At 65.6% G+C, this 10,765-nt stretch carries 12 protein-coding genes and 1 pseudogene; 3 read left to right on the plus strand and 10 right to left on the minus strand.

The window, feature by feature from the left end; genetic code table 11:
• Positions 1 to 99: 99 nt before the first annotated feature.
• Complete coding sequence (locus tag ACVWYF_RS21865; RefSeq protein ID WP_457072199.1) at positions 100 to 240, plus strand: hypothetical protein; 141 nt, start codon at positions 100 to 102, stop codon at positions 238 to 240.
• 41 nt (positions 241 to 281) lie between these two features.
• Here ACVWYF_RS21865 and ACVWYF_RS21870 read toward each other — a convergent pair.
• The 4 genes and pseudogenes from ACVWYF_RS21870 to ACVWYF_RS21885 form a co-directional block, all read right to left on the minus strand.
• Positions 282 to 896, minus strand: a pseudogene (locus ACVWYF_RS21870) (transposase); the annotation flags it as partial.
• Between the two features lie 63 nt (positions 897 to 959).
• Entirely contained in the window at positions 960 to 1,352 is a 393-nt protein-coding gene (locus ACVWYF_RS21875; RefSeq protein WP_457072201.1) for a PDDEXK nuclease domain-containing protein, read from the minus strand.
• Between the two features lie 34 nt (positions 1,353 to 1,386).
• Positions 1,387 to 1,608 carry a hypothetical protein gene (locus ACVWYF_RS21880; protein WP_457072203.1) on the minus strand — a complete coding sequence of 74 codons (222 nt, stop codon included), beginning with the start codon at positions 1,606 to 1,608 and terminating at the stop codon, positions 1,387 to 1,389.
• Positions 1,608 to 1,880 carry a hypothetical protein gene (locus ACVWYF_RS21885; protein ID WP_457072205.1) on the minus strand — a complete coding sequence of 91 codons (273 nt, stop codon included), beginning with the start codon at positions 1,878 to 1,880 and terminating at the stop codon, positions 1,608 to 1,610. Before ACVWYF_RS21885 ends, ACVWYF_RS21880 begins: the two co-directional genes overlap by 1 nt.
• Before the next feature lie 148 nt (positions 1,881 to 2,028).
• Here ACVWYF_RS21885 and ACVWYF_RS21890 point away from each other — a divergent pair, with 148 nt between their 5' ends.
• Complete coding sequence (locus tag ACVWYF_RS21890; RefSeq protein ID WP_457072207.1) at positions 2,029 to 3,639, plus strand: mechanosensitive ion channel family protein; 1,611 nt, start codon at positions 2,029 to 2,031, stop codon at positions 3,637 to 3,639.
• Positions 3,640 to 3,655: 16 nt separating this feature from the next.
• Here the strand turns inward: ACVWYF_RS21890 and ACVWYF_RS21895 are convergent, their stop codons facing one another.
• The 4 genes from ACVWYF_RS21895 to ACVWYF_RS21910 all read right to left on the minus strand — a co-directional run bounded on the left by ACVWYF_RS21895 (position 3,656) and on the right by ACVWYF_RS21910 (position 7,516).
• Positions 3,656 to 4,522: a hypothetical protein gene (locus tag ACVWYF_RS21895; RefSeq protein WP_457072209.1), complete on the minus strand. Its 867-nt coding sequence runs from the start codon at positions 4,520 to 4,522 to the stop codon at positions 3,656 to 3,658.
• A gap of 2 nt (positions 4,523 to 4,524) precedes the next feature.
• Positions 4,525 to 5,574 carry an IPT/TIG domain-containing protein gene (locus tag ACVWYF_RS21900; RefSeq protein ID WP_457072211.1) on the minus strand — a complete coding sequence of 350 codons (1,050 nt, stop codon included), beginning with the start codon at positions 5,572 to 5,574 and terminating at the stop codon, positions 4,525 to 4,527.
• A 126-nt stretch (positions 5,575 to 5,700) separates the two neighbouring features.
• On the minus strand, positions 5,701 to 6,519 hold the full coding sequence (locus ACVWYF_RS21905) for a DUF1223 domain-containing protein (RefSeq protein WP_457072213.1): 819 nt from the start codon (positions 6,517 to 6,519) through the stop codon (positions 5,701 to 5,703).
• 100 nt (positions 6,520 to 6,619) lie between these two features.
• Complete coding sequence (locus ACVWYF_RS21910) at positions 6,620 to 7,516, minus strand: hypothetical protein (RefSeq protein WP_457072215.1); 897 nt, start codon at positions 7,514 to 7,516, stop codon at positions 6,620 to 6,622.
• Positions 7,517 to 7,969: 453 nt separating this feature from the next.
• On the opposite strand from ACVWYF_RS21910, the gene ACVWYF_RS21915 reads away from it, so the two are divergent.
• Complete coding sequence (locus ACVWYF_RS21915) at positions 7,970 to 9,514, plus strand: alpha/beta hydrolase (RefSeq protein ID WP_457072217.1); 1,545 nt, start codon at positions 7,970 to 7,972, stop codon at positions 9,512 to 9,514.
• An 82-nt stretch (positions 9,515 to 9,596) separates the two neighbouring features.
• Here the strand turns inward: ACVWYF_RS21915 and ACVWYF_RS21920 are convergent, their stop codons facing one another.
• Together ACVWYF_RS21920 and ACVWYF_RS21925 are read right to left on the minus strand one after the other, a co-directional pair.
• The gene (locus ACVWYF_RS21920; RefSeq protein ID WP_457072219.1) at positions 9,597 to 10,229 is read right to left on the minus strand and encodes an MOSC domain-containing protein; all 633 of its coding nucleotides are present in this window, start codon (positions 10,227 to 10,229) and stop codon (positions 9,597 to 9,599) included.
• 44 nt (positions 10,230 to 10,273) lie between these two features.
• Positions 10,274 to 10,765: nuclear transport factor 2 family protein (locus ACVWYF_RS21925; protein ID WP_457072221.1), on the minus strand; the 492-nt coding region annotated here is incomplete at its 5' end.

The raw sequence follows: 10,765 nt of genomic DNA on the forward strand, positions 1-10,765 counted from the left end.
TATTGGCACCTGGCCTACCTGGCGGCCCCCGCTGCCATGGCTCAATCCTTTGCCACCATGCCATTGAAGTGACTGTACGGGCCCGTCAACGTCAGCCGCATGCCGACCATGCTGCACGTACAGGGCTATACCGACTTCTGGCGCATGACCCACGGCGGTTTCGTCCGCGACAGCGGCTACATCTTTTACCAGGAGCAGTCGAGTGATTTCGTGGCCAAGGTCAAGGCGGTGGGTTATTAGGCCCTTTCAGAAAACGAAAATTATAGCACGTTAAAAGGCTGTTATGCACTCTTAGCGTGTCGGGCGAGCATGAGGCAGGCGAAGACGACAAAATGGAGTTGTTGCAAGGTGCAGCTCAATCGCTCGTAATCACGGGCCAGTCGGCGAAAGCGGCTGAGCCAGGCGAAGCTGCGCTCGACGACCCAGGGCCGGGGCAAGAGCACAAAGCCGGTTTGGCTTTCTGGCTTTTTAAGTACTTGCAAGTCAACATCATGCACCGCAGCTGCGTATTCGGCTTCTTCACCCGTGTGGCCTTGGTCGACAAAGCCCCCCTGCACGGTTTTACCGGTGATGGCCTGCACCCGTTGGCACAACTCGCCCACCTGCGCACGCTCCTGTTCGTTGGCCGGGGTAATGACCACGCTCAGCAACTGGCCCAGCATGTCGACGGCGATGTGGGCCTTGCTGCCCTTGCGCCGCTTGGCCCCATCGTAGCCGGCGCGGTGCCCGCTTTCGGGCGTACTTTGCAGGGTGCGGCCGTCGAGCACAACAGCCGAGGGCGTGGCCGGTCGGCCCAGCAACAGGCGCTGTAACTCGTTCAAATCATGTACGATGGATTCGAATACGCGGGCATCGCGCCAGCGGGTCCACTGCTGGGCAACAGGGTCAAATACGGGGCCACAAAGGCCTGTTCTCCGTCTTTCACGTCACTCGGGTAACTACGGGTCGGTGCCATACCCCTAATTTACGCACCAGTACATAACAGGCTCTAGGTCCTGGTGGGTGAGCTTGTCGGTCTTAATTTCGACCAGCACGAAGCACTGCAACAGCCGGTTGTAGAACACGAGGTCTACAAAGAAGTCGTCGCCGTCGAGGTGCAGGCACTGCTGCCGGGCCACAAAGCTGAAGCCGTTGCCCAACTCCAGCAGAAATTCCTGCAAGTGCGTAATCAGGGCGGTTTCCAGGTCGCGCTCGTAGTAGGCGGCTCCCCGCTTCAGGCCCAGAAACTCCAGCACCATGGGGTCTTTGATGATGTCGCGGGCCTCCGTGGGTGGCTTTTCCTGGCGGGCCACGGCCAGCACGGCGGCCACGTCGTTGCTTAGCAGCAGGCGCTCGAATAGTTGGCTATTCACCTGGCGCTCCAGCTGCCGGGCCGACCAGTTGTTTTTACTCGCTTCGGAGCGGCACGCGGTTCCGGCTCACGTAGCGGTAGCCGTCGGGCACCATGTCGATATCGATGGCATCGGTATATGCCTGGAGTTGGGTTTCTTCCTCCGGCGGGACGTATTCCCCCGCCGCCGCCAGCGCGCGCCGGATGGCCGCGGGAAGAGAGAACGGGCGGTGGCGCAGGATGGCCTCGGCCAGCAGCCACTGTTCTGCGGTGGGCATTATTCCGCCGCCGGCAGCCAGCCCGGCAACTGCACAAACATGGCATAGTCTGCCAAGCGGTCGTCTTCCCCGCCCGCCTCGAACGGAAACAGATACTGCACCTCGTTGGTGTCGACGTGGTAGGTCAGCTCCACGAAGAAGCGGCCCGGCATCTTGTAAAGCAGTACCGCTTCGTACACTTCCTGCAAGCACCGGGCTACGTAGGTGCCGGTCGCGTACACGGCCGCGAGCTGGCGGTCCTCGGGCAGAGCGTTGAACTGGTTCAGGGTCATATTTGACTCGTAACATCTTTCGCGAGCATGGCCAATTGCGGGGCCATTTAGCCAGCCGCAGGGCGTACTGAGGCCGGCGCACTTACCTTTCTGTTTCAACTAGCGCCCCGCTACCACTGGTCCGGCCCGCCTTCACCGACTTTGCTTCATGAGATTCTGGCTCCTGGTTTGCCTCAGCCTGCTGCTTTTCCAGCCGAAAACTGGCGCGCAGGGCCTTGATTCCACGGCGGCGGCCGCGCCCGTGGGGGCCGCCGTGGTGCTGCCCCCGGCCGATACCCTGTTCTGGGTGTACGGCCGGGTGGGCTCTTTCGGCCCTAAGGAGCGGGCCGAGGCCATTGAGCGCCGGCTGGCCGCGCTGCTGAAAGCCCCCTCGTTTGCCCCCGACTCGCTGGCGGTGGTCGATGCCGGGCAGGACTCGGAAATCGTGTACGGCGACCAGCAGCTGCTGAGCGTGGGCGACGCCGAAGCGCGAGCCCTGGGCCAGCCCCGGCCGGTGGTGGCCCGCAAGTACCTGGTCCGGCTGCGCACCGGCCTGGCCGCCGCCCGGCAGGCCAGCAGCCTGCCCGAGCTGCTGAAACGCGGCGGCCTGGCCGTGCTCACGCTCATCATGCTGGCCGGTCTGATTTATGGGCTGAACCGCTTCTTTCGCAGCATCAACCAGCGGATTCTGCGCTGGCGGGGCAGCCCGTTGCGGCCCCTGCGCATCAACAACTACGAGCTGCTGACCCAGGAGCGGCAGCTGGCGGCGCTGCGCACGGCCCTCAAGCTGCTGCGCCTGGCGCTGGTGGTACTCACAGTGTACCTGGCGTTGCCGCTGCTGTTCAGCCTGTTTCCTTGGACGGAGGGCTTCTCACGCCAGCTGTTAGGCTACGTGCTGGGACCGGTGCAGCGGGTGGTGCTGGCGGTGGTGCATTACGTGCCCAACCTGCTTACCATCCTGGTTATCTACTTCTTCACCACGTACGCCGTGCGCTTCCTGCGCTTTCTGGCGGGCGAGGTGGCGGCGGGCAAGCTGGTCATCGAAGGCTTTTACCCGGACTGGGCGCTGCCCACCTTCAACCTGCTGCGGTTTGCGCTGTACGTATTCATGTTCATCGTCATTTTCCCGTATTTGCCGGGGTCCGATTCGCCGGTGTTTCAGGGCGTGTCGGTGCTGCTGGGCTTCGTGATTTCGTTCGGCTCGACCTCGGCCATCGGCAACGTCATCGCCGGCATCGTCATCACCTACATGCGGCCCTACAAGGTGGGCGACCGGGTGAAAATCGGCGAGGTGACGGGCGACGTGCTCGAAAAAAACCTGCTCGTGACGCGCCTGCGCACCATCAAAAACGAGGACGTGACCATTCCCAACGCCAACATTCTTTCGGGCCACACCGTCAACTACACCGCCGCCGCCGGGCACGAGGGACTCATTCTGCACACGGCCGTCACCATTGGCTACGACGTGCCCTGGCCGCAGGTCCACGCGCTGCTGCTGGCCGCCGCCCGCGCCACCGAAGGCGTGGAGGCCGCCCCCGCGCCCTTCGTGCTGCAAACCAGCCTCGACGACTTTTACGTGGCCTACCAGCTCAATGCCTACACCCGCCTGCCCCACCGGCAGGCCGGGCTGTATTCGCTGCTGCACCAGCACATTCAGGACGAGTTTGCGCGGGCCGGGGTCGAAATTATGTCGCCGCACTACCGCGCCACCCGCACCGGGGCCGAGGCCGGTAGCACCATTCCGCCGCTACCATCCCAGGCCCAGACCCCAAAGGGGTAGCCGTAGCCGCCGCGCCCTACCATTCCCAGGCCACGCCCACGGTGTATTGGTTGCCGGAATACACGTTGCGAAGCTGGCCGAAACCCGTTGCCCAGTCGGCCGTGGCCGAGAGGTTTTTGGTGACGGCGTAGCTCGCGCCCAGGCCGGCCGTGGAGTACGCCACGCCTTCGCCCAGGCCAATGGCCCCGAACTTGCTGAGGTCGGGCGGGCGCACGTTGGCGAGGGTGCGCTCGGTGGCCGTGAGCCAGAGCTTGTTGAAGAAGTGGTAGCCGGCCTGCGCGCCGTAGCTGTACTGGTCGGTGAAGCCGCCCGTGCGCTTGTTGTAGCCCGCGCTCACGGTGATGAACGCGGGCAGCTGGCCCAGGCTGTGCGAGAGGGCGGCGCGGGTCCACACGTTCCACTCGCCGTCGCCGGTGGGCAGGCGCAGGTAGCTGTTGGGGTTGGCGCGGTCCCGGCCAAACACGTTGGGGCTGCCCAGCGGGGCCTCCACGGCCACCTGCACGGCCAGTGGCCACTTGCCCGTCAGCACGCCGTAGCGCAGGCCAATTTCGGGGTCGCCTACGCCCTGGCCGGGCGTGAGACCCGGGAAGGTAGCGCGCCGAAAAAACGGAAAGCTCAGCGTCGCCTCCAGCCGGTTGGTCAGGCCGTACTCGCCGTAGATGCTGTACACCTGCTGCCGGAACTGGGCCGTTTCGATGGTGCCCCCCGTGAGGGGATGGTAGCGGTCGGTGCTGACCGTGGTGAGGCCCACCTTTACGTAGCCCTTCTTTTTCTTGCGGGTCCAGCCGCCCCCGGCGGTGGCGGGCACGGGGGCCAGCAGGCCGGCAACCAACCCCCACAGAACCCCCTGGCGGCAGAAAAACGGAAGCGAGAAGTGATGCATGGCTATTGCATGAGGGCGGCCCCGAAGTTGTACTGAGCCGCGTCGCAGTGAATGATGACGTGGGTGAAGCCGGTGGCGCTGCCCGGAATGGCCAGTGTCTGGGCCCCGTCGCGGGTGATGGTGCCCACCCGCACCACATTGGCGGGGTTGGCGGCCACCTGCACCCGCACCAGGCCATCAGACTTGGCCAAGTACACGCCCAGCGAACCGGTGTGGAAATCGGTGCGGAAATCCGCGTTGAAGCGCACGAATTCCGTGCCGGCCGCGTCGCGCTCAAGGGCCAGCGAGCCCCCGCTCATCACCCCGCCCTGGGCCATCATGGTGCCCGTGCGCAGGGTGGTGGGCCCCGGTGCCACTACTGTGAAGGCCGTGGCACTACTGGCCGTGCCGCCGGGCGTGGTCACGGCCAGTAAGCCGCTGCCCAAGGCCGTACTGGTTGGCACCGCAACCGTAATCACGGTGGCCGACATCACGCTAAAGCCCGGCAGGGCCACCCCATTGAAGGTCACGGCCGTGGCCCCCAGAAAATTGGTGCCCGTGATGCTAACCAGCGTGCCCACCGCGCCGCTGGCGGGTGCAAAGCTCCCCACGCTCGGCACCCCCGCTGCCGGCGGCGTTATCACGCTGGCCGATACCGTGCCCGTCACCGCCACCTGCCGGGCCGTGGTGCCGGCGCTGCTCACCACCACGCTGCCGGCCAACGTGGCCGGCGCGGGAGCCGCCGCCAGCCGCACGTACAGCACCACGCTGGCCCCGGCCGGCGTGGCCGACACGGTGGCCGTGTACGGCCCGGCGGCATCCAGGGCCAGCTCGTAGCCGGCCGGAGCCGTGGCGCTCAGGTTCCCTTGCAGCGCCGTGCCGCTCGCTGCAATGCTCTGCGCCGCCGAAGCCATGCCCACCCGCCCGCTAAACGGGGCCAGACTGGCCGGGGCCACGGCGAGTAGCGGCGTGGGCGGGGTTACTTGGAATGGGGGGTCCACGGCTTCCTTGTTGCAGGCGGGGAGGCCCAGGGCCAGCAGGGCCAGCGGGAGCATTCGGCGAAAAAGACGCATGGGATGGGGCTGTTAAATCGTTGACATATAAGATTTATTGCTTCATAATGTCAGGCTGAACGCAGCCGAAGCATGACGGTCTTTTTTATAGCGGCACCCCACTGGTATTGCCGCTGAGAAGGGCCGCTAGTTGCGGGCGGTGCTGTTGGGGCTCAGCGGCAGGCTGCCGACGCCCACGATGTGATGCGAACCGGTTTCCTGCACCAGCACCACGGCGCGCAGGTGGTCGGTATTCCAACCCGAGTTGAGGGCGAGCGGGGCGGTGGCGGCGAAGGTGCCATCGGGTTTCACGGTGCCCAGCTGCCGCCAGGTGCGGACCACGGCGGCGTGGCGCAGCAGGCGGCCCGAGTTTTCGCCCCGGCCCACTTGCGAGGACAGGCCGGTTTCGGTGAGGGCCAGCTCCACGGTGGCCGCTTTGGTGCCGGCGGGCAGGCTGCTGACCTGCACGGTGAGCGCACCGTCGGCGGCGCGGGCCAGGGCCACGGTGGCGCGGGGGGCCTGGGCGGCCTGGGCTACCTTTTCGGCCAGGGTGCTGCGCTGGCTGCCCACGAATTCGTAGCGGCCATTTACCACGGCTTGTGGCGTGTAATTGCCTTCCGAAAACCCTTCGGCGTACCAGCGCTGGCGAGCCGTGAACTGGGGCGAGGAGAAAGGGTCTTTCCAGCCCAGGTTATTCCAGTAGTCGACGTGCTGGCCCAGGGCAATGACCTCGACGCCAGCCACGGACTGCGCGGTTTCCAGCTCGCGCAGCGCCACATCGGCCGAGGGGCACGACGAGCAGCCTTCCGACGTGAATAATTCGACCACTACCGGCACGGGGGCCGCCGCCAGCAGCCCGGACCGGGTGGCCGGGCGGGGCACCAGGGGCAGGGGGCGGGAACTCATCAGGCCAACGGCCACGGCGGCGGTCAGCAACGGCGTTACTACCAAAGCAATACGGTTCATATCAGCTGGGATAATGGAAACAGGGACGTTTCGGGGGGCTTGACGAAGCTCGGTGCCCGCCCTTACAGCCAGTGGTCTGAAAATCTGTGGCGTTCATGCCCTAGAAGCTATAGGCCAAGCCCGCCGAGAAAGCCGTGGACTGCCCAATGTTGCGCCCGGTCACGTACTGGCTTGCGCCCACCGTCAGGCCCACGCCTTTGGCAATGGACCGGAAGGCGCTGATGCCCACGCGGGCATAATTGACGCGGGTGGCGGTGAAATCGTAGTTGAAATTGGGGTCGTTGATGTCGGTGCCCGAAGCATCCGACACCTGGAAGCTGGCGAAGCCTTCGAGGTAGATGCGCCGGCCCGCGTAGCCCAGCTTGGCTTCGCTGAGGAAGGCATTGGGCACCTTGCCCGACCGCAGGCTGTAGCCGGCCTGGCCGGTGGCAAACACGCCCGAAACCGTTTTGAAATGCGCGATGCCCAACGCACTCACCTTGGTGGCGCGGTTGCCGATGGCCAGGATGTAGGCCGGGGATTGGTCCGATTTGTAATCGCCCACGGGCGTGCTGGCCGTCACGGCCCCCAGCAAATCGAGCAGGCCCCCGCCCAACTCCCGGCTGAGCACCTTGAACTTGAGCAGCCCGCTGATGTCCTGCAAGTTGCTGCGCACGTTGGTGGCCGGGCTGATGCCCTGGGTGGTAAACGTAGCGGCGTCGGCCTCGCCCGTGGCCCGGACGTAGGGCAGTACCACGGCGGCTTCCAGGCGGTTGGTTAGGCCGTAGTTGGCGTACAGGCTGAGGGAATTGATTTGAATGCGCTTAAAAATCGGCACGCCGTCAACTTTCTGCGGCCCTAAATATTCCTTGTCGAAGCTTTCGGTAGTGGCCGATATCACCACCGAGCCGTGCCCCTTACCCGACATAAAGCCACTGGCCAGGCTCTGGGCCCGGCTGGTGCCCGCGAGGAGTAAAAGGCCCGCTACTGTGGCCGGGACTACGTAAAAAAAGCGCATAGATTAATGAAGGTGAAGTAAATAGTGATTCCCGGCTCGGTCATTTTGTTGCCAAAGCCAAGCCGTGTGAGGCCACGGGGCAACCCGAAATATTCGTGGTTTAAGTGGGTAGTCAGCAACCCGACACACCCTGCTTTTTTAGCAGAAAGGGCTGTCCGGTACATAGCTTACCAGGGGGACAGACGCGAACCTAAGCCCGTCCTTACAGCCAAAATCATTTATTTTATTTAGCAAAGTTATTGATTTGCAATTCATTACAATATGAGCTTAGCTTTGCTCTCGTTCCGCTTCACCCGGTTCTGCTGAGCTGGCAATTGCGCCGCTTCACTTGACCAGGTGGGTGGCAGCGGCGCGGCTTCCGGCGGTACTCGCCAGGCGGCGGCCAGCCCAAAGTTTCAGGAGCTGTTTTTTCCGGGGCTGGCGTTCGTCACTCCCGTTTTTCCCCCTGTTTGTATGCGATTAAGGTTTAACCGTAGGCCGCTGGATGCGCTGGCCGCCGTGCTGATTTTAGGGGCAGTCGCGGGCCGGCCCGCCCGTTCGCAGTCGGCCCCGGGCCGGGCCCTCGAAGGGATTTGGCAGGGCCAGTGGCCCACCCCGAACGGCTCGCAGGAACTGCTGGTGACGGTGACGGAGCGCACCGGCAACCGCTTGGCCGTGCTCGATGCGCAGTCGCAGGGCCTGCGGCAGGTGCCGGTGCGGGCCACGGTGCGGGCCGACAGCGTGTTTTTCGACGCCGACCGCGTGAACCAGCACTTTGCCGGGGCGCGCACCCGCGACGGCCGGCAGCTGCGCGGCCTCTGGCGGCAGGGCAGCATTAGCAAGCCGCTCACGCTGCAGTTTGGCGGCACCGGCGATGCCGCCCAGCCGGCCCTGGTGGCCGCGCCTCCCTACCGGGCCGATGCCGTGAGCCTGACCATGCTCGCCGACAACGTGCGCCTGGCCGGCACCCTGACCACGCCCGACGGGCCGGGGCCGTTTCCGGCGCTGCTGCTGCTCAACGACTTCGGCCAGGACCGGCGCGACGCCCGGCGCGGCAGCTACCAACTGGTAGAGTCGCTGGCCGATTTCCTGGCCCGGCAGGGCTTTGCTGTGCTGCGGCTCGATGACCGGGGCACCGGCCAATCGGGCGGCTCGGCCGAGGCCAGCACCGTGGCCATCCGCACCGCCGACGCCACCCAGGCCCTCACCTGGCTGCGGGCCCAGCCCCGGCTCGATGCCCTGCGCATTGGCATTTTCGGGCACGGCGTGGGCGGCAACATTGCCCTGCAAGCGGCCGCTGCAACCGCCACGCCGGCCTTCGTGGTGGCGGCCGGGGCCAGCGGCCAGCCCGGGGCGACGGCCCTGGCCGCCCAGCCCGTGATGTATGGCAAAGAGCTGGGCCACGACACCACCGAGGCGGCCCGCCAGCGGCAGCGCGCGGCGGCCCAGGCGCGGACCCAGGCCGACGTCATGCAGCTCCGCAAGGAAGGCGCGAACTCGGCCCAGGTGGAGCTGGTGCTCGACCAGCAGCGCCTGCGCCAAAGCACTGCCGACCGCAAGTATGCCGAAGCCAACGTCAAGCACCAAAAAGCCATGCTTGAAATAGTGCGCCAGACCCCCAACCCGGCCCTTTCCCAGGCCATCATCGCCAACATGATGCGGCAGCGTTACCCGGCCCTGGCCCCCGCCGATGCTCAGGCCACGGCCCGCCAGCTCACCACACCCGCCTACCAGGATTACCTGGCCTTCGACCCCCAACGCGCCCTGGCGAAGGTGCGATGCCCCGTGCTGCTGCTCTTCGGCACTGATGACCAGCTCGCCCCCCCGGTGCCCAACGCCGAATTGCTGCTCAAAGGCCTCAAGGGCAATAAAGCGGTGACGCTTCACCGCCTCTCCGGCGTCAACCACGCCCTGCAAGCCCCGGAGGAAGAATGGCTCGTGGTGGATGGCCGGCCCCAGCCCCTAGTGAGTACCGCCGCCGAAGCCGCCCTGCGCGATTGGCTGCAAGCCCAGCGGTAGCACGGCAAGGGCTCCATTCCCGCGCAGTCGCCTACGCCAAAAGTTGCTGCAAACTAACCACTGATTGGGCTTGCCGCAAAGCTCAGCGGCTGGCCAGGTAGTGTTTCAGGGACTCGGGCAGATGGGGCACGGCCAGCACCTCGGCCAGCAATTCGGGCGCAGTGCCACGGGCTCCCAGCAGCTCCGACACCGTTTGGATGGTGAGCGTGGTGGCCGCCGGTTCGAGCAGGGTGAGGGCGTCGCCGGCCTGCACGGTGCCGGGTGCCACCACCCGGAAGTAAATGCCGGGCCGGTTGAGGCGGGCGAAGCGGGCGGCCATTCCCCCGTCGTCGAACCGAACATTGAGCTTGTAGCAGGGCTGCCGGGGCTGCACCGCCCGCAGCCGGGCCGTGCCAATGCCAAACACGTCGCCGACGCGCACCCCGGTTTCGAGCAGGCCCTCGGTGGTCAGGTTTTCGCCAAACAGGCCGGGCGTCCAGTCGGTCCAGCCGGGCAGCAGGTCGCGCCAAGCGGTGTAATGGGCCGTATCGTAGGCGTACACGGCTTTGTCGGGGCCGCCGTGTACGGTCAGGTCGGCCTGCTGGTCGCCGGCCAGGTTCACGCCGGCCAGCGCCACCGGCCCCGGCACCGGCTCCTTAAAAATGGCGGTGGTGATGGCGCGGCCGTTCCACGTCAGGGTGCGCGGCCGGCCTACATTCACGGATAAAAGCTGCATGGCGAAAGGGCGTTTGGGTGGGTGCAAAGGACGGCTGCTGCTGCTTAGCGCAACCGGCGCTCATCCTCACGAATGGGGGCCTCGTTGATGCTGGCGAAGCGCCGCTGCATGAGCCCGGCGGGGTCAAATTCCCACATTTCGTTGCCGTAGGCCCGGAACCACTGACCGGCTTCGCCGTGGTATTCGTACTCAAAGCGCACGGCAATGTGGTTTTCGCTAAAGCTCCATAGCTCTTTTTTTAGTCGGTAGTCCAGCTCCTTTGCCCACTTGCGGGCCAGGAAGGCACGCACGGCGGCGCGGCCGTTGAGAAACTCGGCGCGGTTGCGCCATTCGGTATCGGGAGTGTAGGCCTGGGCCACGCGGTCGGGGTCGCGGCTGTTCCAGGCATCTTCGGCGGCCTGGACTTTCTGGCGGGCCGTTTCGGTCGTGAAGGGGGGCAGCGGGGGGCGGGCTTCGGGCGCGTAGGCGGGCTGGGCCAGCACGGCATCCCATCGGGTATCGCCGCATTCTTCGTGTACAAAAGGCACTTCGTCGGC

This window comes from Hymenobacter sp. UYAg731 (assembly GCF_054061335.1).

Coding starts and splice junctions, on each gene's coding strand:
- ACVWYF_RS21865 (WP_457072199.1), top strand. CDS start 100: ATGCCGACCATGCTGCACGTACAGGGCTATACCGACTTCTGGCGCATG.
- ACVWYF_RS21880 (WP_457072203.1), bottom strand. CDS start 1,608: ATGCCCACCGCAGAACAGTGGCTGCTGGCCGAGGCCATCCTGCGCCAC.
- ACVWYF_RS21885 (WP_457072205.1), bottom strand. CDS start 1,880: ATGACCCTGAACCAGTTCAACGCTCTGCCCGAGGACCGCCAGCTCGCG.
- ACVWYF_RS21890 (WP_457072207.1), top strand. CDS start 2,029: ATGAGATTCTGGCTCCTGGTTTGCCTCAGCCTGCTGCTTTTCCAGCCG.
- ACVWYF_RS21895 (WP_457072209.1), bottom strand. CDS start 4,522: ATGCATCACTTCTCGCTTCCGTTTTTCTGCCGCCAGGGGGTTCTGTGG.
- ACVWYF_RS21900 (WP_457072211.1), bottom strand. CDS start 5,574: ATGCGTCTTTTTCGCCGAATGCTCCCGCTGGCCCTGCTGGCCCTGGGC.
- ACVWYF_RS21905 (WP_457072213.1), bottom strand. CDS start 6,519: ATGAACCGTATTGCTTTGGTAGTAACGCCGTTGCTGACCGCCGCCGTG.
- ACVWYF_RS21910 (WP_457072215.1), bottom strand. CDS start 7,516: ATGCGCTTTTTTTACGTAGTCCCGGCCACAGTAGCGGGCCTTTTACTC.
- ACVWYF_RS21915 (WP_457072217.1), top strand. CDS start 7,970: ATGCGATTAAGGTTTAACCGTAGGCCGCTGGATGCGCTGGCCGCCGTG.
- ACVWYF_RS21920 (WP_457072219.1), bottom strand. CDS start 10,229: ATGCAGCTTTTATCCGTGAATGTAGGCCGGCCGCGCACCCTGACGTGG.